This is a genomic window from Rhodospirillales bacterium (assembly GCA_023898785.1).
In the GTDB taxonomy this organism is placed as follows: domain Bacteria; phylum Pseudomonadota; class Alphaproteobacteria; order Micavibrionales; family Micavibrionaceae; genus TMED27.
The window spans coordinates 785,145-808,262 of the sequence record CP060239.1; the positions used below are offsets into that span (position 1 = coordinate 785,145).

The window sequence follows — 23,118 nt, forward strand, 5'->3', positions numbered from 1 at the left end:
AATCTACAGCAAATCGCGCAGTGTTGTCACCAAGGGAAGATCGGCGGCAGGCATAGGATAATCCAGCATATCGACGGGCTTTACCCAGGCGCCGTCTTGATGCTCGTTTAGTGTGATGTCTCCACGCCATTTGCGGCAGGCAAAAAGCGGCATCAGAAGGTGAAAATCATCATAGCTGTGCGAGGCAAAAGCGATGGGGTGATAACAAGTGGGCCGCGTTTCTATGCCGAGTTCTTCTTCCAATTCGCGCATCAGGGCAAATTCCGGGGTTTCGCCCTCGTCAACCTTGCCGCCGGGAAATTCCCACAGACCGGCCATGGGTTTGCCTTCGGGGCGGCGGGCAATAAAAATCTCGCCGCGCGGATTGATAAGCGCTGCTGCGGTGACCAGAATAATCGGAAGATTCGGCAGCGTCGGCTTTGGTAACTTTAGAGCTTCGTCACAATGCATGGCTTTTCCTTCAATAAAAAAGCCGCAAGCATATGCGCTCACGGCCTTTCTAATTTGCTTAATATAATTTATTCACCAGCAGCAGGCTCGATCGCATCGCCGTTGATGTCAAAAACTTCAACTTTGGCATCTGCACGCCATGATGACATTAGTTCGTTCAAAACTTGCGCCTGAATTTGAGACGCCAGAAACGGCTTGGCTTGTTCAAAGCTTGCCGGCGGGCGCATGCGCTCATCTTCAACCTTGATAATGTGATAGCCGAATTCAGATTTCAGAGGCTCTTTGCTGATCCCTCCGTCTTTTAAAGCAAAAGCCGCCTCCAAAAATTCCGGAATGACCTGATCCTGACGAGAGATGTAACCAAGGCTGCCACCATTGTCTTTCGTCGCATCAATAGAGTGTTCTTTCGCCAGGACTGCAAAGTCACCACCTTCATTCAGTTGCTTCAGAATATCTTTGGCCAGCGCTTCATCCTTTACAAGGATATGGGCAGTTTTAACCTCAGGCACTTCAGGAAAGTTCTTCACATATTCGTCATAAACTTCTTTCAGGCGTTCATCCGTCATGGCTTTTTCAACCTGCTTTTGGATGAACACGCCGCGCACGATTTGTTCTTTTGCCAGATCCAACTGCTGCTTAACGGCTGGATCATCATCCAGTTTTGCTGTTGAGACTTTCTTGCCAATAATTTGTGTGTTTACGACTTGATCCAGCGCCAATGGAAAGAGTTGATCAATCGGCATCTGACGGGTTTGGGGCGGTAGGGTCTGGATGAAATTAAAAACATCCAAACGGCTGACTTCCTTATCACCGATCTTGGCAACAACTGGATTGCCGGGTTTAATTTCAGGCATCTTTGGCTGTTCAGCTGGCGCTTCTTGCGCTGCGGTGGCTGCCTTCGTCTCGCCTTGCGATGCGGCTTGTTCGCCACTTGCAGGTTCGGAAGACGCTGTTTGCGTTGTCGCTGCTTCATCATCATAGCCAATTTTACCAGACAGAAATGCCACAGCACCAATGGCGATCACAACCAGGACCGCCAAAGCAATTATAGCCGCACTGCCACGTTCATTTTTTCTTACGTTCGAGCTTTTAACTTTAAGCATTGTTTCGGTTCTCTCTTCTTCCAAAAATGATATTGCTTGAATGAATGGAGACTAACGAAAGGAAAAGCTATTTGCAACTGATTGAACGCAGCTTTTCAACAATCATTGACGCCGCCCGCCCGGAGCTTTATATCAAAACAACTTACATCTAAGGAGAATGCCGTTGTTAGGTCTGGCCACCAAAATTTTTGGCTCATCGAATGAGCGTGCCTTAAAAGCGTATCATAAACAAATTGCGCCAATTAATGCGCTTGAGCCGCGTTATGAAGCGATGAGTGATACTGAGCTGCAAGCCCAAACCGGCGTCTTTCGCCAGCGGCTTGAAAATGGTGAAAAACTTGAGAGCCTTACCCATGAATCTTTCGCAGTTGTTCGCGAAGCGGCCAAGCGTACATTGGGCCTGCGTCCCTATGACGTACAGCTTATCGGTGGATTGGTTTTGAATGACGGGCGCATTGCCGAGATGAAAACCGGTGAAGGGAAAACACTGATGTCTACCCTGTCTGTTTATCTCAATGCCTTGGGCGGTAAAGGCGTCCACGTTGTTACGGTCAATGATTATCTGGCCAAGCGTGATGCCGAATGGATGGGCGCGATTTATAACTTTTTGGGCCTCAGCGTTGGCTGTATCACTCATGATGTTCATCCAGATGAGCGCCGGAGCGCCTACGCATGCGATGTGACATACGGCACGAACAACGAATTTGGTTTTGATTATTTGCGTGACAACATGAAATTCAGCCTGAAGCAAATGGTTCAGCGTGATTTCAATTTCGCGATTGTCGATGAGGTTGATTCGATCCTGATTGACGAAGCGCGTACGCCGCTGATTATTTCCGGGCCATCCGAGGCGGCGACTGACCTTTATGTGGCCGTTGATAAGCTCATCCCGTCTTTGCAAAACGAAGATTATGACATGGATGAAAAGCACAAGACGGTTGCGCTAACCGATGAAGGTACAGAGCATATCGAACGCTTGCTGGAGCAGAACGGCTTGCTTGATGGCAGCAGCATGTATGACATTCAGAATATCTCGCTAGTGCATCATGTGAATCAGGCTTTGCGCGCCCACAAGCTGTTCCTGATCGACAAGGATTACATCGTCAAGGATGGCCGCGTGATGCTGATTGATGAGTTTACGGGCCGGATGATGGAGGGGCGCCGCCTGTCCGAAGGCTTGCACCAAGCCATTGAGGCAAAGGAAGGGGTCGATATTCAGACCGAAAACCAAACGCTGGCTTCGATCACATTCCAGAATTACTTCCGCATGTATCCGAAGCTCTCAGGCATGACGGGCACGGCGCTAACCGAAGCGGCGGAATTTGCCGAAATTTACAAACTGGGCGTGGTGTCTATCCCAACGCATTTGCCGGTGACACGGATTGATTATGACGACAAGATTTATAAATCTTTGGATGAGAAAGAAGATGCCATTGTTGCGTTGATTAAGGATTGTTACGAGCGCAAACAGCCGGTTTTGGTCGGAACGGTTTCGATTGAAAAATCTGAAACGCTTTCCGAGCGCCTCAAGAAAGAGAAAATTAAGCATAATGTTTTGAATGCGCGTTATCACGAACAAGAAGCGCATATTGTTGCGCAAGCCGGGCGCCCCGGCGCGGTGACGATTGCCACAAACATGGCGGGCCGTGGAACTGATATTAAGCTGGGTGGCAATGCGGAGATGCGTATTGAGGCAGAGATTGGTGAGGCGGTTGACCCGGTCAAAGATAAAAAAGCGATCGAAAAAATTGAAGCTGAAGTCGCTGCTGACAAGCAGACCGTTATTGATGTAGGCGGGCTGTATATCATCGGTACAGAGCGCCATGAATCGCGGCGGATTGATAATCAGCTTCGTGGCCGATCTGGTCGTCAGGGCGACCCCGGAGCATCAATGTTCTTCCTGTCTGTAGAAGATGATTTGATGCGCATTTTTGCTGGTGACAAGCTTGAGGGGCTTCTGGCCAATCGTAAAATTGGCCTGCAGGAAGGCGAAGCGCTGGAGCATCCCTTGATTTCTAAAATGCTGGAGAGGGCGCAGGCTAAAGTCGAGTCTATGCATTTTGAAATTCGTAAAAATCTTTTGAAGTTCGATGATGTGATGAACGATCAGCGCAAAGTGATTTATGAGCAGCGCCGCGAGATCATGGAAGATGAAACGATCGAAGATCTTGCCATTGATATGCGTCACCAGACTATTGAAGACATTGTGAATGCCACTATTCCAGCGGGCAGCTATGCCGAAAAATGGGATGTGGATACGCTGCATATGGAATGCCAGCGGGTGTTGGGGCTTGATTTACCTGTTCAGGATTGGGCACGCGAGGAAGGTATTGCGGAAGGCGAAATCATGGAACGCGTGATGGATGAATCGGACAAGAAAATGGCGGCGAAAGTTGCGCATTACGGCGCGCAGATGTGGCGTCAACTTGAAAAATCCTTCGTGTTGCAATTGCTTGATCAACACTGGAAAGAGCATTTGCTTAATCTCGACCATGTACGTCAAGGGATAAATTTGCGCGCTTTTGGTCAGAAAGATCCTCTCAATGAATATAAGGCTGAAGCCTTCGCGGCTTTTGAACAAATGCTCGGCGCGATGAACGAAACCATCACGCAAACGCTGTGTCTGGTTGAAATTAATGTTGAGGCGCGTCCTGGTGACCTTATGCCGGGTCAAGAGCAAGAAATGCGTGAAACGCGGCAAGACCCGGCGCTTATGGGCACAGGGCAGCAAGCCGGCGGAAGTACAGAGGGAAATGTTCGGCCTATGACGCAGAAACGCGCATTTGATAAAGACGATTCAACGACATGGGGCAAAGTTCAGCGCAACGCGTCATGCCCTTGCGGTTCAGGCAAGAAATTCAAGCACTGTCACGGGCAATTGGCGCGTAAGGCTTAGGGTGGACAAGCGCCCGGGATGACGATTAAAGTTGCCCTATGAATTATCAGGAAAAATCATATCTGAGTTTTCACAAAGATTGCGAGCAAGATGGGCAGCATCGGCTGTATTACAACGACTGGGGTGATGCAGACGCCAACCCGGTTGTTTGCGTCCATGGATTAACCGGTAACGGACACGATTTTGATTATCTGGCCGAAGATCTAATCCAAAACGGCCACCGGGTGATTGCTGTTGATTTGCCGGGGCGCGGACGCAGCGACTTTTTTAGCAACCCCCTGCTTTATAACTACGATCAATATATGAATGATTTGCATGAATTGCTGGCACATCTTGGTTTGCAGGCGCCGGGCGGTGTTGACTGGCTTGGCGTGTCGTTAGGCGGGTTGCTCGGCATGCGGATGGCGACGATGAAAGGCAGCCAGATCAAGCGGCTGATACTCAACGATGTCGGGCCGATGGTGCCGAAAGAGGTACTCAATTTTATTCATCAGGTTATTTCACAAACATATGTTTTTGATACGGTTGCCGATTTCGAAGCGCGTATGCGTGCAACGCGGGGGCTTACCTGGGGGCCGGTTACGGATGAACAATGGGCGCATATGGCCAAATATAATGCGCGGGCAACCGATGACGGGCGGATTACGTATGCGTATGACCCGCAAATAGCGGTGGTATTTGAGCATGCACCGATTGGTGATGTCGATTTGTGGCCGTGTTGGGATAAAATCACCTGTCCAACGATGGTTTTACAGGGGGCTGATTCGCTGCTGCTCACTTCAGAAATTCTTGATGATATGCGTAAAAGCGGGCCTTCGTTTGATCTCACCGTCTTTGAAGGCTGCGGGCATGTGCCGTCCCTGATGGCGGATAATCAGATCGAAATTGTGCGGGGCTGGCTTAAAACAACATTGTTATCTTCGTAAAAAAAATAAAGAAAAGACCCCTCGACTACACTCGGGATGACCTATAAATAATGAGTATGACCAGACACACTCCAGACATTGTGATTTTTGGCGCGGGAATTGCGGGGCTGTGGGCGTTTCATCGCTATAAACGCATGGGTTATGACGCGCTGCTCCTCGAATCCTTCGGTATTGGCGGCGGGCAGACGATTGCTTCTCAGGGAATTGTTCATTCCGGCCTCAAATATGCCTTTGCGGGCAAGATCAACAAGCTGGCTCAAGGCATCAGCGCCATGCAAAACCTTTGGGAAGCGGCGCTGCGCGGCGAAGGCGATGTAGACTTAAGCGCGGCGAAAACACTTTCGACTTCGCAATATCTGATGATGAATAACAAGATCATGGGCGAGATCATCAAGCTCGTGACCTCTCAGGCGCTGGGCAATAATGTCCATGAAGTTATGCCAGAGGACTGGCCGCAAGAGATAAAGAGTAGCGGGTTTCACGGCAAGGTCGTGTTTATGGATGAGCCGGTGCTGGATATTCCTTCGGTTCTGCGGGCTTTGGCGGAGCCTTACAAGGATTCGATTCGCAAGATTGACACGCCCGACGATCCGTTTGGATTTTTGAAGCAGCACAATATCGAGCCCAAGCATATCATCTTTACCGGTGCGGCGAGCAATGCGCAGATTGCGGCCAAGGAAGGGCACAACCACGGTCTGCATACGCAGGCACGTCCTTTGTTGATGGGAATGCTTAAACCCGCCCCCTACCCTTTATTTGCGCATCTGGTCGGGCATACGGACAAACCTGTGGCGAGCATCACCACGCATACAACGCGTGAAGGCGAACTGGTATGGTATCTGGGCGGCGGCGCAGCGGAACGCAAGAAGGAAGCCGATCCGCAAGAAGTCTACGATGCGGTGCGCAAAGGCTTTGCGAAATATCTGCCTGCTGTCGATCTTTCCGCCGTGCAATGGGCGGCGCTCCCCATAGACCGGATTGAAGGAAAATCCGGGATTGACGGGTGGATACCGGATACGCCGACCATCCACAGCCATGAAAACGTCCATTATTGCTGGCCGACAAAACTGACCTTTGCACCGCTCTTGGCTGAACGATTGCTGGAAAAGATGGATATTCAGCCTTCGAAGACGCAAAGCGACTGGGCCTTTCTGCCCGATATTGATTACGCTGAAACACCGTGGGATGAGGCGCAGTGGACAGACGGCGACTAGGTGATACCGGCATAGGCATCTCCCCGCTGGGGCTGGGGACGGTGAAGTTTGGCCGCAATACGGGCGTGAAATATCCGCAAGGCTTTGAAATTCCCGATGAGGCGGCATTGGCGGATTTGCTGACGCTGGCTAAAGATCTGGGAATCAATATGCTTGATACCGCCCCTGCCTATGGAACAAGTGAAGAACGGCTAGGGCATTTACTGAAGGGCCGGCGGGAAGACTGGGTGATTGTTGGTAAGGCCGGGGAAGAATTTGAAGACGGCAAGTCCGTTTACAATTTTAACCCTGAGTATTTTGAAATGAGTCTTGAACGCAGCCTCAAGCGCCTAAATACCGATTATATCGATGTGCTGATGGTGCATTCGGATGGCAATGACGTGGAGAATTTATCCGATGATTTGATCGCCAAGATGCAGGACTTTAAAGCGCGCGGGTTGGTGCGGGCGATTGGTGCCTCAACCAAAACTGTAGTGGGCGGCCTTCGCGCGCTCGAAACGATGGACGTGGTGATGGCATGTTATAATGCCGATTATACGGATGAAAAGCCAGTGCTCGATTACGCAGCGGAACATAACAAAGGTGTCTTGCTGAAGAAAGTGCTGGGCAGCGGGCATAACACGGATGTTGAAGCAGCGTTCCGTTTTGCCTTTGTCCATCCCGGCACCAGCGGAATTATTGTGGGTACGATTAATCCTGTGCATTTACGGACGAATATCGAGGCGATTAATCGTGTTTTGGCGGCGTGACGCGGATTTTGGTGATCTGGTGACGCTGGCGTTTGATGATGTCGAAGCGAAAGCCGTGGAACATAAAACTTTGTCCGACTTCGGGGATCATTTGCGCTTCATGCAAGACCAAACCGGCCAATGTTGAATATTCCTCATCAGGCAACCCCCATTCATATTCGCGGTTAAGATCGCGAATTGTGACCGTGCCATCGACCATATATTGTTGTCCGCCGGCAATTTTGCGCACACCTGCGACGCTGACATCATGCTCGTCATCGATTTCCCCGACAATTTCTTCAAGAATGTCTTCAAGCGTTACGATACCCATCATGGCACCATACTCATCAACCACAACTGCGAAGTGTTCGCAGCGCTCGCGAAAGGCCTGAAGCTGTTCATAGAGATTTGTGGTTTCGGGGACAAAGCGCGGCTCCATCATAATGTTTTCCAATGTGATTGATTCCACGCTGCCGTGACGTTCGTGCATTTCACACAGAAGCAACTTGACATGGATGACACCAATAATGTTGTCGGTATTGTCCTTCCAGACCGGCAGGCGGCTAAACGGGCTGTCGAGCACCTCTTTGATGATCACGTCCATAGGCTGGTCAGCATCAATCATAGTGACATTTTTACGGTGAGTCATAATGTCCTCGAGGTCGACATCGGCTAGGTCGAGGATCGAGCGCAACATAGCGCGCTGTTCCTGTGTTTCTTGCTCTGGGCCCTGATGCATCTCAATCGCACCACGTAAAAGTTCCAGATGCGATCCAGCGGCAACCTTGGAAATGTCGATCCCGAACAGGCGCAGTACATTGCGTACAATCCAGGTGACTGTCTCTGTTATGGGCGCGAAGACCATAATCACGATACGGATTATGGGCGCAATGCGCATCGACATGCCCTCTGCATGATGGAGGGCGTAGGTTTTGGGCAAGACCTCAGCAAAGATCAGCACAAGCATGGTCATGATCAGCGTTGCATAGACAACGCCGGTTTCGCCAAAAATCTTGATCAAGACGCTGGTGGCCAATGCGGAAGCAAGGATGTTGACCATATTGTTGCCGAGCAGCAACGCACCGATCATGCGATCTTTTTGATCTCTGATTTTATTGACCAGCGCCGCGCGGACGTCACCGTCACTTTCCTTGCTGAGCAGCCGAACCCTAGAAGCCGCAGTCAGAGCAGTTTCTGCACCAGAAAAAAACGCTGAAAGCAACATCAAAACAATGATTGCAGTTACAGAGAGGAGAATGCCGATTTCCATCTTTCTTTAATACCTTTCTGTGTGATTTTGGTTTCTCCGCCGAGGGATTCGCGCAAGACATCGCGCACTAAATCCAGCGTAACATCGTCGCTTAAAAACGCCTCGCCGATGCCACTAACTAAAACGAAAGTCAGCTTGCCGTCCTTAATTTTCTTATCATGACTCATGGCGACAACCAATGCATCAACACTGGTGCTTAAATCTTCGATCGCGGCAGCGCGTGTTGGCAGCCCCATGGCGGAGAGATGCTGTTCAACACGTTCAACATCGGCCTGTGAACACATCCCCATCCGATAAGACAGGTCAAAAGCCATCACAATACCTATTGAAACGGCTTCACCGTGCAGAAGCGCACCATTGTAACCAGCTTCAGATTCTAAAGCATGACCGAAGGTGTGGCCCAAATTGAGTAAAGCACGGCGTCCATGCTCTAATTCATCGGCTTGCACTACTCTGGCTTTGGCTTTGCAGCTGACCTCGAGAACATGGGCGACAGCATCCTGATCAAGATTGCAAACACGCTCGCCATTCGCCTCCAACCAGGTGAAAAATCCTGCATCTTCAATAAGACCGTATTTAACAACTTCTGCATACCCGGCCAGCAACTCGCGGCGTGGCAAAGTTTCAAGCGTTTCAATATCGGCAATTACGGCGGTGGGCTGGTAAAATGAGCCTATCAGATTTTTGCCTTCGGCGGTATTAATGCCGGTTTTACCGCCAACGGAACTATCGACCTGTGAAAGAAGTGTTGTGGGGACCTGCACATAGGGTACGCCGCGCATAACGATGGAGGCGCAAAAGCCTGTGAGATCTCCAATTACGCCGCCGCCAATGGCCAATACCAGCGAATCACGATTGGTGCCACCAGCGAGCATCCAGGTGCAAACCTCCTGAGCATGTTTGAAAGATTTAGTTTTTTCGCCAGCGGGCAAAACCTTAAGATCACAGATTCCCGTGCCGCTGTCAGCGATGAGACTGCGCACACGCGCCGCATAAGGCTCAACATTTTTATCGGTAACGATAAAGACATTACGGCCTTCAAGGTTCTGAGGAATAAAATCTCCTATTCTGAACAGCAGCGAATGGCCAATGAAAATATCATAGGCTCTTGCATCCAGATTGATCGTAACGATTTTTGTTTCCATGCCTTCTTCGCGTATAAAACAGCCTCAAACCTTATCGATATTCAGATATTCATACAATGCTTTTATCAACGCCTCATGGGCCCGTTGCTGGCTCCCGGCATTCATTTTGAAATGAATGTGAGACTGCGCATAGAGCGGATGGCGGTCTTGCATCAAGGTTTTCAGTTTTTTCTCGGGATTATCTGTTTGTAACAACGGACGTGTTTGCGACTTTTGTACGCGCTCCCACAGCGTTTCAAAATCCGCGTCCAGCCAAATCATGATACTGCCCTCTTTCAAAACTTCGAGCGTTTCGGGATTGCTCAGTGCGCCGCCGCCTGTGGCTATTATGCATGGGCCGCGCTGCAGTAATTCAATGATCGTATTGTGCTCGGCGCCTCTGAATTTTTTTTCACCGAAATTCTTGAATATATCAGCAACGCTTTGACCTGCCTTGTCTTCAATCACTTTATCGGAATCGTAAATCTTTAGCCCCAGGATTTCAGCAAGTTCTCGGCCAACGTGGCTTTTGCCTGCTCCCATCATGCCAACCAATGCTATGGGCTTTGTGAGACTTGAAAGAATGCCAGACTTTAAATTTTCCTCAACAGCCAACGTCTATAGTCCATTTTTCATTTTTTGCATTGCAACGCCCAGAGTAAGCCCTTATTGTCGTTCCAAATTTCAACATTAACGGAGAAATCCCAAACGATGTCAAAATTTTTACTCTCACTTGGCGTTTTATTTGCTTTGCTTATTTTCGGGGGATTCATTTTTTTGGCTTTTGTACCTGTCACTATCGAACAGGAACCAGTCATCATCGAAGTTCCAGCTACCGGATTATAGTGTTTTCGCATCATAAAATACCTTTATTAATGATAATTATGTCAATATTAGTCACCGCATTGACAAAACAGAAATAATTTATGAAAATGCTTGACGCTCAAGTGGCTTGTGTATTATGTAATGCCTAACTTCTAAACTCCATTTTAATGTGGGTCTGGCTTTAAAAAGCTGCTATGAAGTTTTGCAAAATACGCATACTAAGGTTGAATTTAAGGAAAAACCAGATCGTTGCGTGAGGCCTCTAGAGGTACGTACTGTGTGGGATAAAGATGTTCTTGATGCCTACCAAGGCTTTAAGACAATAGAATTTAAAGGAGAAATATTATGGCACGTCCAGGCCGTCCAGCAATGCCCAAACCAAACCTCCACCCTTCTGTGGATGCATTTTTAGATATGTTAACGACGGAACGCGGCGCGGCGCTTAACACCCGTCAAGCTTACTGGCGTGACCTCGCTGATGTCAGCTCGTATTTGCGTAACAGTAAAAACAGCGACATCGACAGAGCCACGACCGATCAACTGAAAGCGTATCTTAAAGATCTGAGTGAGAAGACGCACATTAAAGGCGCAAACAAATCCAAGATCGCCGTGCGTACCGTAGCGCGGCGCTTGTCGGCCCTGCGTCAATTCTACCGCTTTATGGTGTCCGAAGGGACACGCAGCGATGATCCCACTTCAACAATTGAGAGTCCTAAACAGGGACGCACTTTGCCAAAAACACTCAGCGAAGCTGAGGTGACACAGTTGATCACGACTGCGGCTGAGCCGGGTACTCCGGAGAGTGTTCGTCTAGTTTGTCTGCTGGAGATGCTTTATGCTACAGGCTTGCGTGTTTCCGAGCTTGTGGGCTTGCCGATGTCGGCAATTGGCGAAGACAGTGAGTTTTTGACTGTCGCCGGGAAAGCCGGGCGCGAGCGCATGGTGCCTTTGTCCGATCCTGCGCAAGAAGCGTTAAAAAATTACATGGACACACGCAAGCGTTTCATTGGAACGGAAAGTCAAGCCAATCAGGAACAGTGGTTGTTCCCATCACGCACATCTGACAGCGGTCACCTGACCCGTCAGCGTTTTGCACAGCTTTTGAAAGATCTGGCGCGTAATGCTGAAGTTGACGAAGACCGTGTTAGCCCGCACATTTTGCGTCACGCGTTTGCGACGCACCTGCTGAGCCGCGGCGCTGATTTGCGCAGTGTGCAGAAAATGCTGGGGCATGCGGATATTGCTACTACTCAGATTTACACGCATATTGTTGGTGAAAACCTTAAAAAGACCGTTAAAGACAAGCATCCTCTGTCGAAAAAAGCCGGCGCGAAGTAAGAAATTTCTAACCAAATTTCCATCAGGCGACCGATGTTCACTGAACACTCTTCATTGAACTTGGGCGCCTGATTTGCTATCAAGTCCCACAATAATGAAATGAGCGCATCATTACGTGCGCACCAAACATGGAATACTCATATGAGTCAGCTTGAATTTGAAAAACCCATTTTGGAACTAGAAGCAAAAATTGCGGAATTGCGCAATGTCAGCAGCGATAGCGCAGTAAATATTGCCGATGAAGTTAAGCGGATGCAGGATAAATCCTCGAAGTTGCTTCAGCAGGCCTATGCCAAGCTTAATCCGGCGCAAAAAGTGCAAGTTGCCCGGCATCAAAACCGTCCGCATTTTAAGGACTATCTCGATGCGTTGATTACGGATTTTACGCCACTGGCCGGTGATCGTAACTTTGCCGATGATCATGCCCTGATAGGGGGGCTGGGACGTTTTCAGGGGCGGCCTTGTGTAATTTTAGGACAAGAAAAAGGCCATGATACCGAAAGCCGTATTTATCATAGTTTTGGCATGGCGCGTCCGGAAGGCTATCGTAAAGCCCAGCGCCTTATGGCTATGGCTTCACAATTCCAGCTTCCTGTTTTGACGTTCATTGACACAGCTGGCGCATATCCGGGTATGGGCGCAGAGGAACGCGGTCAATCCGAGGCGATTGCCAAGTCGATTGAATCATGCCTGCGCACCGATGTGCCGATCATATCTGTGGTGATTGGTGAAGGGGGTTCCGGCGGCGCGGTGGCCATTGCCGTGGCAGACAGGATTTACATGCTGGAACATTCTATTTATTCCGTTATTTCTCCGGAAGGGTGTGCTTCTATTCTTTGGCGGAGCGGTGATTATGCTCAAGAAGCAGCCAGCGCACTCAAACTTACGGCACAAGATTTGTATGAACTGAAGTTGATTGACGCTATTATTGCAGAACCGCTAGGCGGCGCACATCGGCATCACGAAGAAACAACAGCCAGCGTTGGACGACAACTGCAGCAAGGCTTGAAAGAGCTTACACCCTGGGATGGCGCCGAACTGATCAAAGCCAGACGCCAGAAATTCCTTGCGTTCGGGCGTGAATCCTTATAATTCAGCTTAATTTTGTGAATCCCTACAAGGCGCTATAGCGCCCGCTCCATGTGGCGGCTATCCTCATCAGGTATTTTATTCGTTTCAAGCTGTATTCTTTCATAATCAATATTCTTGCCTCCCTGCCCCATGGCATTCGCTGCGGGTTTGATCATAATTTTTGCACGTATTTTCATATGTTCAAAATCGCCATGTCCAGCACGGCTATGCCCATCTTCCGTGGATGATGCACGAAAATAGAGCATCAGAAACACCCGAATTGCCGCAGTTAATGAAGTATTTTGATTTTTGCGAGCATTAATTAAACTGCAAATATCGTGCATGGTGCATTTTTCACGTTTTGAAATTTCTTTAAGCGCCATCCACATTTCCGGCTCCAGACGTACGGATGTACGCCGTCCTGCTACTGTGATATTGCGGCTCAACAACGTGCTTTTAGCCTCACTGTTGAGCGTACGTTCTTCCGTAACGTTTGATCTAACAAAAGAGCTTTGCATAACATCCCCCATATTTTTCAAATTGCATTACGTCACTTAATACACCCTATGGTATATATCAATGCAACTTCTGGGTGCAAATATATTTTTTGCTATTTTATTCAAGGGGTGGATAACTTTAGGGATAGCGCGTGTAATCCATCTTTAAAAGCTTCATCTAATATAACCATCGTTATTCTATGGCACTCTATTCTGGACAAACCCTTATAGGCCTCAGACACAATTATGAGTTTATAGTGTGTTTGACCTGAACCATTATCACCGGCGTGGTCTGCATGTTTATGGCTTTCGTTGATTAACTCCATATGGGTGGGGTGTAAATTTTCTTCAACAAGACGCTTGATCAATTCATCCATATGCATAACTTAGTCCTTACCTGCCCTTTCATGGCACTTTGTGAAGAAATTCTGTATCATGATTATATAGGGTTAACATTTACATTATTGATAGACTTTAATGCCAAAAATTTCTTTACGGCCCAAATCGCCTGAATTTCAAGACCATCAGGCTCAGACGCGTCATCATCGCTGTGATATGCCCGGATGCCGAGAGGAAGGTGGTTTCCGTGCACCCAAAGACCGGTCCTTATCAACGCATTACTGGTTTTGTCAGGATCATATCCGCGAATACAACAAGGCTTGGAATTTTTTTGAAGGTATGGCTGCATGCGAAGTTGAAGAACACATGATCAATAGCCTGTATGGCGATCGGCCTACCTGGCAGTATGGGGTTAATGGTGATGCGCAGGAGGCTTTATATCGTAAGGCCTGGCAAATGTATAACGGCGATAACGAACCGCCACCACGTAGCAAGGACCGCGCACGCAAAGACATACCCAGCGCCCTCACCCCGGAATATGAAGCTTTGGTGATTATGGGGCTGGAGCCTCCCGTTACGCTGAGCGCGATTAAGGCGCGCTATAAACTGCTGGCGAAAAAGCACCACCCGGATTTGAATAAGGGCTGCTTGAAATCCGAAGAGCTTCTCAAACAGATCAATATGGCCTATACCATTCTTAAACTCGCCTATGAGAAATTTGAGAATTTGCCGGAAAGAAATTAACATCATGGAATCAGTAGAAGAACTGGATAAGGAAAAAGAAGCCGCCGGGATGTCGTTCGACATCACGACGATCAAGGCCAAAGAGGGCAAATATTCCTCAATTCCGAATATTAAGGTTAATGTGCGTGATGTATTCGGCCTTGATATTGATTGGCAAGTTCCGGCATTTAGCGAGGATAGCGCCAATGTACCGGCGATTGATAAGAGCTATCAGTTTGATCACGATACGACGCTGGCGATTTTGGCAGGTTTTGCCCATAACCGCCGCGTAATGGTTCAAGGGTATCACGGGACGGGGAAATCCACACATATTGAACAGGTTGCGGCACGGCTGAACTGGCCGTGTGTGAGGATCAACCTCGATTCGCATGTCAGCCGGGTCGATTTAATCGGCAAAGACACCATCGTTTTGAGAGAAGGCAAACAGATTACCGAATGGAAAGAAGGCCTGCTGCCGTGGTCGATTCAAAACCCTGTGGCGCTGGTGTTTGACGAATATGATGCGGGGCGCCCGGATGTGATGTTCGTGATCCAGCGTATTCTGGAGCAAGAAGGAAAGCTGACCCTGATCGACCAGAACCGCGTGATCCGCCCTCACCCGGCTTTTCGACTGTTTGCGACAGCCAACACGGTGGGGCTTGGCGATACGTCCGGGCTTTATCACGGGACGCAGCAAATCAACCAAGCGCAGATGGACCGCTGGAATATCTGTGTAACGCTGAATTACCTGCCCCATGATGATGAGATGAACATTATGCTGGCCAAATTCCCTGAGCTTAAAACCGGTGAAGGCCGTGATATGGTCGATAAAATGGTGCGCATGGCTGATCTTACCCGCGAGGGCTTTATAAACGGCGATCTATCAACATTGATGAGCCCGCGCACCGTGCTGGCCTGGATTGAAAACACTTTGATTTTTGACGGCAATCGCGATTTTGCGTTTCAGCTTTCCTTCATGAACCGCTGTGACGAAGCCGAGCGCCCTTTGATTGCAGAGTATTACCAGCGCTGTTTTGATGTTGAATTGCCCGCCAGTGCGATACGGAATGTGGCGGTGAGTTAGGCTGGCCCGTCTGTCGTGGAACCAGTAGGCGATCTTCCAAGAAAATCGTGGGCTGGCTTTTTCCTCGCTTCAAACTCATCCCAGAGTTCATTTATCCGATTGATCGCTTCTTTTGAGTTCATTTGTCTCCAAGGCCGATCCTCCAGCACAGCAACCATTTCTTCAGGATTCAAACCACCTCTACCATTCAGTCGCTCTAAGGATTGGCCGTGATTTATTTGCGCCTGTCTTTCATGGGGTGCAATTAATTCCCAAGGTATTTCACCTTTAGCACCTATAACCCGGAACATCTTTTCTTTGGTCATTTTTGTTTCTCCAAATTTACGGTAACACGCAATTATGAAAAAATGAAGTATTTTGCCCCCTTTGTCATTGCGAGGGTGTATAGCACCCGAAGCAATCCACAACACCGCACTGGATTGCTTCGTCGACACTGAAGCTTCTCCTCGCAATGACGTTGTGGTAAAAACACTCATGAATAACAACCCGACACTCGATAACGAAACCTTTAAACAAATCACAGCGGCGGCTTTGCGCACACTGGCCGGGGAAAAGGATTTAGAGGTCACCTATTCCGCAGCGGAGAAACCTGTCGGTAAAGCGCCGCTGGGCGGGCATCCCCGTCTTCCGGAGCCGGGCCATAATCTGCCGCCAGCGGAAAAGCGTCTATTGCGCGGGTGTGCGGATGCGCAGGCGCTGTATATCGCCCATCATGATGAGGCTCTACACCGCCGCCTTAGCCTCCGTGATGCACAGGCACAAGAAGCATTTAACGCGCTGGAACAGGCGCGATGCGAGGCGCTGGGGATGGCACGGATGCGCGGGGTGGCAGGCAATTTGTCGGCTGTTTTGGATGAAAAATGCAAACGCGCCGGGTTTGATACGCTGACCAGTAAAGACCAAGCCCAGCTCGGTGATGCGCTGCATGTGCTGGCGCGGCTGGCGCTCAGCGGTGAAGATGCACCGCATTCTGCGGATACATTGGTGAAGCTTTGGGAGCCAACCCTACAATCGTCGCAAGTGCAGACAACGCTCACAGTACTGAAAGACAATCTTCATGATCAGCGTGTCTTTGCCGCGCAAGCGATGCAGCTTTTGGAAACTCTCGATATGCCGGTGGATGGGCGCGGTGATAATCCCGGTGAAGACGGCGAAGAAACCGAAAGTGCGCCCCAAGCCGATCAACCGCAAGATCAGGAACAGGATGAAGACGGCGAGGAACAAGCGGGTGAGGAGTCCAGCGCCGAGGCCGGTATGGATGATACCTATGAAGGTGACGATAAGCCGCAGGATATCGATGGCCCCGGCGATGACATGGGCGAGATGAATGACGTGCCCGATGATTACGGGCAGGAGCAAAGCGATCCAGCCTTGCAAAAGCGCAAAGATTTTCTGGAAGGCGCGCGCGGACGTTACCATGTTTATACTACGCAGTTCGATGAAGAAATTGATGCAGCGGAACTGGCTGATCCGGGTGAGCTTACGCGCCTGCGCCAGATGCTCGATACGCAGCTCAGCGCGCATCAGGCGATTATCACCAAGCTAGCCAACCGGCTGCAACGCAAGGTAATGGCGCAACAGCGCCGAAGTTGGGAGTTTGGACTGGATGAAGGCATTCTTGATCCGTCGCGGCTGGCACGCATTATTGCCAATCCGACTGTGCCGGTGCAATACAAAGCTGAGAAAGAGACAAATTTTCGTGATACCGTTGTTACAATCCTGATCGACAACTCCGGCTCTATGCGCGGGCGCCCGATTGCGCTGGCGGCTATGAGTGCAGATATTATTTCACGCACGTTAGAGCGTTGCGGGGTGGGTTCTGAAATCCTCGGTTTTACGACACGGGCGTGGAAAGGCGGTAAAGCGCGGGAATTATGGATGGATCAGGGCCGTCCACCGGAACCGGGGCGGCTGAATGATATTCGCCATATCATCTATAAGGCGGCCGATGCGCCGATGCGCCGGACGCGTAAAAATCTCGGGCTGATGCTGAAAGAGGGCATCTTAAAAGAGAATATTGATGGCGAAGCCCTGGTCTGGGCGTATAACCGGCTGGCGCGCAGGCCTGAGGCGCGCAAGATTTTGATGGTGATTTCCGACGGCGCGCCGGTCGATGATTCGACCTTGTCGGTGAATCCATCGAATATTCTCGAAGCGGATTTGCGCAATGTGATCGGCTGGATTGAGGAGAAAAGTGATATTGAAATTAGCGCGATAGGGATTGGCCATGACGTAACACGCTATTATACCAGAGCGATGACAATTGCCGATGCGGATGAACTGGCCAAAGCGCTGATCGGCCAGCTTGAAGGGTTGTTTGAGGAGAGCAAATAGCCCCTGCCCGGTTATTTCCTTCATTAACGGTTTTTTGGTATTCTATGCCTTAGAATAGACGCGAGGGTCAAAAATGGGACAAGAAAATCTAAGAGAAACATTCGCAATGCGGCTTATAGATATTAAACCAGACAAAAAGCATGTGGTGATTTCTATGCCACAACAAATACTTAATGACATTTTTCTGATCATCGGTGCTGCCAAAGACAAGAATGACTATGCGTTAGATGATGCTGTGGGGATGAACGATACCCCCCCTACCGGTTCTTTTGACGAACTCATTGCAGAGCTGCGAAACAACAACAATGATGGTACAAATGAACCTGTTCACATTACCCTGACAGAAAAAAATCTCCGGCACCTTTCCATGCTTTTAGAAACCATTTCAGATGTAATGTGTATGGAAGATCACTTCCCTTCATTGCTTGAAAAAGGCATCACAGATGAAAAGGCTGAAGAGATGGTGGATCAAATGTGGAAAATTCGCAATGAAGCGATCCCCTCACCCCCAACATAGATACCCACGGGTAAACCCGTGGTTCTATGGGGCTGCGCCGCGCTTTGCGCATTACAATTCCTCGCGGAATTGACCTGAATCCCGGTGTCCTTGACGTTCTACATAACGGCGAATAACGTGCTCATCAACGCCTACGCTGCTTACGAAGTAGCCCGGCGACCACACAATATTTTCCTTCCAGTAAACTTTGGCAAGAAAATCAAACCGCTTGTGCAAGGCGCTCGCCGATTGGCTTTTCATCGTGCCCATAACAGACGCTATTGCGTATTTCGGGGGTATCACCATGACCATATGCAGGTGATCCTGACCAAAGCCAATCGTCTCTATCGTGACGCCGGGCATACTTCGACACAGCTTGAGAAGAACCCTGTGCACGTATGCACAGACACCAGGCTTCAGGACCCTCCGGCGGTATTTGCAGACCCAAACCACGTGATATTCGAGGCGGTAAGCGCTGTGCCCAGTCGTAATAACTTCCATAACGGAAACAACATACCGCCTCCGGGCTCATTCATCCACGGGTAAACCCGTGGTGTTCTGTCCTACGGACCGCATAAAGAAAACGAACTTATTAACAAAATTATTCATCATTCTGATGAACAACAGCATTTTAGCAGTTTTAATAAAGAAAAAAACGGCCTCGTTCTGGGCATTGAAACACATGAAGATTTAAAAAATCATATTATTGATACATTAAACGATCCAGAAACACGAGGATTTGCTGCCAGCGCTGATGGCAGTAAAATGATATTTTACAATGAAAAAACAAACACCTTCATTTCACTGGATCCAGAATCCGCATCGGGAGGAACAGCTTTTAGACCGCGCACACCTCATACGGGTACCAAATATTTTGCTCGACAAATTAAGAGCTATGGCGACAAAATGCTTTCTATGCCTGACGTTACCCCGGGAGGAATAAAGGGTACTGTGTCCGTCTTTAAGGCTACAAACGGTACTCTGCCAAAATTGCTTGGCGCGCTGGGCGATGTTGGCAAAAGCAACAAGAACATTGTGCTTGATGCAGGTATTGCTGTAGCTGCTGGCGGAATGGCCCTTATGGCAGGCGCAACGCCTGCAGAGGCGGCTTATGCTGCCGGGGAGACGTCAATCCCATCCCGGAAACAACGGAAGCCCTGCTTCATGGAGAGTCGGGCGCAGAAGTGGCAGAAACCGCCGTTCAGGATGCCTCGGCCTGGGCGGGCTGCGTTGCAGGAGGATATGCCGTCGGCAAGCTTGGTTTTATGGGAGGCTCTGCAGTCAATCCCGGTCTCGGAACAGCGATTGGTACAGGCGTTGGCGCCATCGTTGGCTGCGCGGGCGATGCCTGAGTCGCCAGCGAGATCAGTGACCGGATTTTCCGTTTCTTTGCAGGTGATGAGACGCAGGACGTTACACTTGATGAAATCCGTGAAATCCTGCCCGAAAAATCCACACCCGATATGCCGCCGGAATTTCAAGCGCTCACCGAAGTTCAAAGTTCCGATGAGCTCATGCAAGACACATTGGATAATTTACAACAAGATGGCAGTTTCGGCGAATTTATGGTGCCGGAGCTACAGGTGCAAAACCAACTCCATACGCAAATGATGCTTGAACAAGAACACGCGATTGAGCAGCAACGCATTCTTGAAGCGCAGCGCCAGTTTGAGCAAAACAGGATAGCACAAACTGCGGGCAGCACTCCGCAAACAGCGAGTACACATGGCCAGACGATGGCATTTTCGAATCCATAATCCCCTGCCCCGCAATTCCCTCATTAACGGTTTTTTGGTATTATGTGCGTTAGAATAGATGCGAGGGGCAAATATGGAACAAGAGCAGCAATATACGTATCGATATTTCTTCAATGGTGTCTTCCCTATTCGGGCGATCGTAGCCTCGGAAGACGGGGATGACATTATCGGAACCGAAACACCTAACCGGGATACAGGTGTTATGGAGCTTAACCAGCGTTTTCTTGATCAAGTCATATGGAATATGAGTGGCGATATTGACGAGATTCCTAAAGAAGAATTCGATCAACGTGTTAAAGAGTTTGTTGAAAAAAAAAGTAATCTAAAACCTGAAATTTAATTCTGCATTAGACAGAAAGCAGGTTCGTAGGGAGTGTGTAAATGCCGGAAAGCAATATTCCGCAAGTTCAGCCTGATTTATCTTTTGATGATCTGCTTCGTCAAGCAGAGCAGTCCGCCCCTGTGCTTGATAAAACGGCACAGGATATTCTTCAAAGACTCAAAGACGCGCATCCAGACGTCATGGAAGGGGTCCGTTTTGAGATGGGCCCACTCAAAACATGGGAAAGTGCCCAGAAAAAGCTGCCGGATTATGACGGTGATCATCGTCAAATCAAAGATCTAACCCGCGGACGTTTTGTCACTCAAACTCCAGAGCAGATACAGCTTATCAAGCAAGAGCTTTCAAACTTAAACCTTGCCGGCATGAATAACAAATATGAGGTCCCTAGTGAAACTGGCTATCGAGATTTGAACACTAAGGTTGTTTTACCTAATGGTCATATTGGAGAGATACAGGTCCAACAAGAAGACATGCTGCGTGTTAACAAGCAAACGCATACGTTAATGAAAGAGGCTAATAGAATAAAAGAGTTAGCCCAAAGTGAAAACAGGCCGTTTACACCAGAAGAAGTCTCCAGAAGAAATGTATTAAAAACCCAAGCAATCGAACTGCACAATGCCGCAGCCTATGACGGCAAAATCAATAGTCTGTTAGACCCGGACGTAAAAACAAAATTCATATATACAGGGCCAGTTGATAATAAAGGCCGCGCCCTAAATGTTATACTTGATAAGCTGGGAGATGTTGGCAAAAGCAACAAAAATATTGTGCTTGATGTCGGCATTGCCGCGGCTGTGGGCGCGGCTTCGCTCGCGGCTGGCGCATCTCCGGCAGAAGCGGCGTATAACAGCGGACAAACGCTCAATCCTATTCCGGAAACAACAGACGCCCTGCTTCATGGCGAGTCCGGCGTCGAAGTCGTGGAAGCCGCCGTTCAGGATGCCTCGGCCTGGGCGGGCTGCGTTGCAGGAGGATATGCCGTCGGCAAGCTTGGTTTTATGGGAGGCTCTGCAGTCAATCCCGGTCTCGGAACAGCGATTGGTACAGGCGTTGGCGCCATCGTTGGCTGCGCGGGCTGTGCCTGGGTCGCCAGCGAGATCAGTGACCGGATTTTCCGTTTCTTTGCAGGTGATGAGACGCAGGACGTTACACTTGATGAAATCCGTGAAATCCTGCCCGAAAAATCCACACCCGATATGCCGCCGGAATTTCAAGCTCTTGTTGAAGTTCAAAGCTCTGACGCGCTTATGCAGGATGCACTCGATAACCTCAGAGAAGATGGAAGCTGTACGGAATATATGGTGCCGGAGCTATGGATTCAAAACCAGCTTTATACGCAACAACAGCTGGAGCTGGAACAAGCGCTTGGAATCGACCCGGCTGCTCTTGGACGGGCCCTGGATGAGCCCAAACTTCAAGCCGATCTTGCGCAGGAGCAGGCCGATACATATAACAGAGCATTCATGCAACAGCCTGCCACTCCGTTCCGCTCTCCCTAAGGCTGCGTTTATTAGAGGTGGTCTCGGTTCTTCGGCCAGCTTTGCGGCGAAGTTAAGCTACGATCGGTTGGTTATTGTCATGCCGCCTGCCTGTGGTTTTGTTTCTCCGGGTGAAGGGCGCGGCCGCCGGAGCCGTTAGGCGGAGGCGGCAAGCCCGAGGCCGGAGAAACAAAATTTCGTTCATCATAAACGTCGTCCGGGGTTTGTCCATCAAATACCGAATGCGGCCTCTGCGCGTTGTAAAACGCCAGCCAGCGCCCGATATCCCGCCTGGCTTGCAGGCCGCTCTCGAACGCGTTCAGATACACGCATTCATATTTCAGACTCCGCCACAGCCGCTCGATGAACACATTGTCCATCCAGCGGCCCTTGTACGTGATATCCGCGCACCATACATGGTTCGGGCGGGTGATCGTGAGCCCCTTGAGCCGGTAGGGATAAATCCGGTGGCCGGGATGCGGCATCGAAGTGCGCGGCCTTTGATAGACCGCCTCGATTCCCATCAGGCGCATCAGACGCCGCACGCGGGTGCGGCCTACCTCGTACCCCTGACGGCGCAGATGCCGGGCCATCTGACGGGACCCGTAAAACGGGGTTTGCAGGAATTGCGCGTCAATCAGCCGCATCAGCGCCAAATTGTCCGCGCTCTCCCCGCGCCGCTCGTAATACCAGCCAGAGCGGCTGATCCCCAGCAACCGGCACTGCGCCGCGATGCCGATATTGTCATTGGACGGGTCTACCATTTCCTGCCGCCCCCGGACCGCAACCGGGCGGAGGCATCGGCTAAAAAATCACGTTCCACTGTCAGCTGTCCGATCTTGGCGTGCAAGTCCCTGACCTCGGCGTTATGCGCGTCCGCTCGCGATTCCAGCTTGCCCGCAAAACCCGCCTCCAGCGCAGCCAGAGCCTCCTTCTTCCAACGGTGAATGACCGTCGCATGCACCCCGTAACGGGATGACAGCTCCGTGATCGGCGCGTCCTCCCGCAACGCCGCCAGCGCAACCTGCGCTTTAAACTTCGCCGGGTAGTTCTTCCTTGTCTTACTCATAATCCATGACCCTCCTTCGGTCATAGATCGTAGCTTAACTCACTGTCCGAATT

General features: G+C 49.8%; 24 protein-coding genes and 1 pseudogene. 14 read left to right on the plus strand and 11 right to left on the minus strand.

Annotation, left to right across the window (positions count from 1 at the left end; genetic code table 11):
- Nucleotides 1-3 precede the first annotated feature (3 nt).
- Complete coding sequence (locus tag H6859_04105) at nucleotides 4-450, minus strand: (deoxy)nucleoside triphosphate pyrophosphohydrolase (GenBank protein USO06686.1); 447 nt, start codon at nucleotides 448-450, stop codon at nucleotides 4-6.
- Between the two features lie 68 nt (nucleotides 451-518).
- Entirely contained in the window at nucleotides 519-1,553 is a 1,035-nt protein-coding gene (locus H6859_04110) for a peptidylprolyl isomerase (GenBank protein ID USO06378.1), read from the minus strand.
- A 163-nt stretch (nucleotides 1,554-1,716) separates the two neighbouring features.
- Here H6859_04110 and secA point away from each other — a divergent pair, with 163 nt between their 5' ends.
- Genes secA through H6859_04130 form a run of 4 tightly spaced genes read left to right on the plus strand, consistent with a single transcriptional unit; the run spans nucleotide 1,717 to nucleotide 7,338 of the window.
- Nucleotides 1,717-4,449, plus strand: a complete 2,733-nt coding sequence (secA, locus tag H6859_04115; GenBank protein USO06687.1) for a preprotein translocase subunit SecA — start codon at nucleotides 1,717-1,719, stop codon at nucleotides 4,447-4,449.
- Nucleotides 4,450-4,487: 38 nt separating this feature from the next.
- On the plus strand, nucleotides 4,488-5,375 hold the full coding sequence (locus H6859_04120) for an alpha/beta hydrolase (GenBank protein ID USO06379.1): 888 nt from the start codon (nucleotides 4,488-4,490) through the stop codon (nucleotides 5,373-5,375).
- 50 nt (nucleotides 5,376-5,425) lie between these two features.
- Nucleotides 5,426-6,589, plus strand: a complete 1,164-nt coding sequence (locus tag H6859_04125) for an FAD-dependent oxidoreductase (protein ID USO06380.1) — start codon at nucleotides 5,426-5,428, stop codon at nucleotides 6,587-6,589.
- Nucleotides 6,571-7,338: an aldo/keto reductase gene (locus H6859_04130; protein ID USO06381.1), complete on the plus strand. Its 768-nt coding sequence runs from the start codon at nucleotides 6,571-6,573 to the stop codon at nucleotides 7,336-7,338. Before H6859_04125 ends, H6859_04130 begins: the two co-directional genes overlap by 19 nt.
- Here the strand turns inward: H6859_04130 and H6859_04135 are convergent.
- The 4 genes from H6859_04135 to H6859_04150 form a co-directional block, all read right to left on the minus strand.
- Entirely contained in the window at nucleotides 7,316-8,587 is a 1,272-nt protein-coding gene (locus tag H6859_04135) for an HlyC/CorC family transporter (GenBank protein ID USO06382.1), read from the minus strand. The genes H6859_04130 and H6859_04135 overlap by 23 nt on opposite strands.
- Nucleotides 8,560-9,732, minus strand: a complete 1,173-nt coding sequence (locus H6859_04140) for a 3-dehydroquinate synthase (protein ID USO06383.1) — start codon at nucleotides 9,730-9,732, stop codon at nucleotides 8,560-8,562. The genes H6859_04135 and H6859_04140 overlap by 28 nt, the downstream gene beginning before the upstream one ends.
- A 24-nt stretch (nucleotides 9,733-9,756) precedes the next feature.
- Nucleotides 9,757-10,257 (minus strand): shikimate kinase, encoded by a 501-nt coding sequence (locus H6859_04145; GenBank protein USO06384.1) that lies wholly within the window; start codon nucleotides 10,255-10,257, stop codon nucleotides 9,757-9,759.
- A gap of 86 nt (nucleotides 10,258-10,343) precedes the next feature.
- Nucleotides 10,344-10,571 (minus strand): hypothetical protein, encoded by a 228-nt coding sequence (locus H6859_04150; GenBank protein ID USO06385.1) that lies wholly within the window; start codon nucleotides 10,569-10,571, stop codon nucleotides 10,344-10,346.
- A gap of 310 nt (nucleotides 10,572-10,881) precedes the next feature.
- On the opposite strand from H6859_04150, the gene H6859_04155 reads away from it, so the two are divergent.
- A complete protein-coding gene (locus tag H6859_04155) occupies nucleotides 10,882-11,874 on the plus strand; it encodes a site-specific tyrosine recombinase XerD (protein USO06386.1) in 993 nt (330 codons plus the stop codon).
- A 141-nt stretch (nucleotides 11,875-12,015) separates the two neighbouring features.
- On the plus strand, nucleotides 12,016-12,966 hold the full coding sequence (locus tag H6859_04160; protein USO06387.1) for an acetyl-CoA carboxylase carboxyltransferase subunit alpha: 951 nt from the start codon (nucleotides 12,016-12,018) through the stop codon (nucleotides 12,964-12,966).
- A gap of 32 nt (nucleotides 12,967-12,998) precedes the next feature.
- Here the strand turns inward: H6859_04160 and H6859_04165 are convergent, their stop codons facing one another.
- Nucleotides 12,999-13,475: a ribbon-helix-helix domain-containing protein gene (locus H6859_04165; GenBank protein ID USO06388.1), complete on the minus strand. Its 477-nt coding sequence runs from the start codon at nucleotides 13,473-13,475 to the stop codon at nucleotides 12,999-13,001.
- An 89-nt stretch (nucleotides 13,476-13,564) separates the two neighbouring features.
- Entirely contained in the window at nucleotides 13,565-13,825 is a 261-nt protein-coding gene (locus H6859_04170) for a BolA family transcriptional regulator (GenBank protein USO06389.1), read from the minus strand.
- Between the two features lie 94 nt (nucleotides 13,826-13,919).
- Here H6859_04170 and H6859_04175 point away from each other — a divergent pair, with 94 nt between their 5' ends.
- On the plus strand, nucleotides 13,920-14,525 hold the full coding sequence (locus H6859_04175) for a J domain-containing protein (protein ID USO06390.1): 606 nt from the start codon (nucleotides 13,920-13,922) through the stop codon (nucleotides 14,523-14,525).
- 49 nt (nucleotides 14,526-14,574) lie between these two features.
- Entirely contained in the window at nucleotides 14,575-15,588 is a 1,014-nt protein-coding gene (locus H6859_04180) for an AAA family ATPase (GenBank protein ID USO06688.1), read from the plus strand.
- On the opposite strand, the gene H6859_04185 is transcribed toward H6859_04180, so the two are convergent.
- Nucleotides 15,585-16,064 carry a hypothetical protein gene (locus H6859_04185; GenBank protein ID USO06391.1) on the minus strand — a complete coding sequence of 160 codons (480 nt, stop codon included), beginning with the start codon at nucleotides 16,062-16,064 and terminating at the stop codon, nucleotides 15,585-15,587. The genes H6859_04180 and H6859_04185 overlap by 4 nt on opposite strands.
- Here H6859_04185 and H6859_04190 point away from each other — a divergent pair.
- Nucleotides 16,063-17,922, plus strand: coding sequence for a cobaltochelatase subunit CobT (locus tag H6859_04190; protein USO06392.1), 1,860 nt, complete (start codon nucleotides 16,063-16,065; stop codon nucleotides 17,920-17,922). The genes H6859_04185 and H6859_04190 overlap by 2 nt on opposite strands.
- 73 nt (nucleotides 17,923-17,995) lie before the next feature.
- Nucleotides 17,996-18,439 (plus strand): hypothetical protein, encoded by a 444-nt coding sequence (locus H6859_04195; protein ID USO06393.1) that lies wholly within the window; start codon nucleotides 17,996-17,998, stop codon nucleotides 18,437-18,439.
- A gap of 51 nt (nucleotides 18,440-18,490) precedes the next feature.
- Here the strand turns inward: H6859_04195 and tnpA are convergent, their stop codons facing one another.
- Nucleotides 18,491-18,919 (minus strand): IS200/IS605 family transposase, encoded by a 429-nt coding sequence (gene tnpA / locus H6859_04200; protein USO06394.1) that lies wholly within the window; start codon nucleotides 18,917-18,919, stop codon nucleotides 18,491-18,493.
- A gap of 683 nt (nucleotides 18,920-19,602) precedes the next feature.
- Between tnpA and H6859_04205 the strand changes: the two genes are divergently transcribed.
- The 4 genes from H6859_04205 to H6859_04220 all read left to right on the plus strand — a co-directional run bounded on the left by H6859_04205 (nucleotide 19,603) and on the right by H6859_04220 (nucleotide 22,017).
- Complete coding sequence (locus H6859_04205; protein ID USO06395.1) at nucleotides 19,603-19,770, plus strand: hypothetical protein; 168 nt, start codon at nucleotides 19,603-19,605, stop codon at nucleotides 19,768-19,770.
- A gap of 111 nt (nucleotides 19,771-19,881) precedes the next feature.
- On the plus strand, nucleotides 19,882-20,175 hold the full coding sequence (locus H6859_04210) for a hypothetical protein (GenBank protein ID USO06396.1): 294 nt from the start codon (nucleotides 19,882-19,884) through the stop codon (nucleotides 20,173-20,175).
- Nucleotides 20,176-20,248: 73 nt separating this feature from the next.
- On the plus strand, nucleotides 20,249-20,515 hold the full coding sequence (locus tag H6859_04215; GenBank protein USO06397.1) for a hypothetical protein: 267 nt from the start codon (nucleotides 20,249-20,251) through the stop codon (nucleotides 20,513-20,515).
- 41 nt (nucleotides 20,516-20,556) lie between these two features.
- Nucleotides 20,557-22,017 carry a hypothetical protein gene (locus tag H6859_04220; GenBank protein ID USO06398.1) on the plus strand — a complete coding sequence of 487 codons (1,461 nt, stop codon included), beginning with the start codon at nucleotides 20,557-20,559 and terminating at the stop codon, nucleotides 22,015-22,017.
- 182 nt (nucleotides 22,018-22,199) lie between these two features.
- On the opposite strand, the pseudogene H6859_04225 reads toward H6859_04220, so the two are convergent.
- Nucleotides 22,200-23,065 (minus strand): annotated as a pseudogene (locus H6859_04225) (IS3 family transposase).
- Between the last annotated feature and the right edge of the window lie 53 nt (nucleotides 23,066-23,118).

Bases quoted from the DNA above. Each gene is read 5' to 3' on its own strand.
- H6859_04220 (USO06398.1), top strand. From the start codon at position 20,557: ATGCCGGAAAGCAATATTCCGCAAGTTCAGCCTGATTTATCTTTTGAT.
- H6859_04135 (USO06382.1), bottom strand. From the start codon at position 8,587: ATGGAAATCGGCATTCTCCTCTCTGTAACTGCAATCATTGTTTTGATG.
- H6859_04145 (USO06384.1), bottom strand. From the start codon at position 10,257: ATGATGGGAGCAGGCAAAAGCCACGTTGGCCGAGAACTTGCTGAAATC.
- H6859_04215 (USO06397.1), top strand. From the start codon at position 20,249: ATGGAACAAGAGCAGCAATATACGTATCGATATTTCTTCAATGGTGTC.
- H6859_04125 (USO06380.1), top strand. From the start codon at position 5,426: ATGAGTATGACCAGACACACTCCAGACATTGTGATTTTTGGCGCGGGA.
- H6859_04170 (USO06389.1), bottom strand. From the start codon at position 13,825: ATGCATATGGATGAATTGATCAAGCGTCTTGTTGAAGAAAATTTACAC.
- H6859_04140 (USO06383.1), bottom strand. From the start codon at position 9,732: ATGGAAACAAAAATCGTTACGATCAATCTGGATGCAAGAGCCTATGAT.
- H6859_04150 (USO06385.1), bottom strand. From the start codon at position 10,571: ATGATGCGAAAACACTATAATCCGGTAGCTGGAACTTCGATGATGACT.
- H6859_04210 (USO06396.1), top strand. From the start codon at position 19,882: ATGCCGCCGGAATTTCAAGCGCTCACCGAAGTTCAAAGTTCCGATGAG.
- H6859_04190 (USO06392.1), top strand. From the start codon at position 16,063: ATGAATAACAACCCGACACTCGATAACGAAACCTTTAAACAAATCACA.
- H6859_04105 (USO06686.1), bottom strand. From the start codon at position 450: ATGCATTGTGACGAAGCTCTAAAGTTACCAAAGCCGACGCTGCCGAAT.
- H6859_04120 (USO06379.1), top strand. From the start codon at position 4,488: ATGAATTATCAGGAAAAATCATATCTGAGTTTTCACAAAGATTGCGAG.
- H6859_04165 (USO06388.1), bottom strand. From the start codon at position 13,475: ATGGGGGATGTTATGCAAAGCTCTTTTGTTAGATCAAACGTTACGGAA.
- tnpA (USO06394.1), bottom strand. From the start codon at position 18,919: ATGGAAGTTATTACGACTGGGCACAGCGCTTACCGCCTCGAATATCAC.
- H6859_04185 (USO06391.1), bottom strand. From the start codon at position 16,064: ATGAGTGTTTTTACCACAACGTCATTGCGAGGAGAAGCTTCAGTGTCG.
- H6859_04180 (USO06688.1), top strand. From the start codon at position 14,575: ATGTCGTTCGACATCACGACGATCAAGGCCAAAGAGGGCAAATATTCC.
- H6859_04155 (USO06386.1), top strand. From the start codon at position 10,882: ATGGCACGTCCAGGCCGTCCAGCAATGCCCAAACCAAACCTCCACCCT.
- H6859_04110 (USO06378.1), bottom strand. From the start codon at position 1,553: ATGCTTAAAGTTAAAAGCTCGAACGTAAGAAAAAATGAACGTGGCAGT.
- H6859_04195 (USO06393.1), top strand. From the start codon at position 17,996: ATGGGACAAGAAAATCTAAGAGAAACATTCGCAATGCGGCTTATAGAT.
- H6859_04160 (USO06387.1), top strand. From the start codon at position 12,016: ATGAGTCAGCTTGAATTTGAAAAACCCATTTTGGAACTAGAAGCAAAA.
- H6859_04175 (USO06390.1), top strand. From the start codon at position 13,920: ATGCCAAAAATTTCTTTACGGCCCAAATCGCCTGAATTTCAAGACCAT.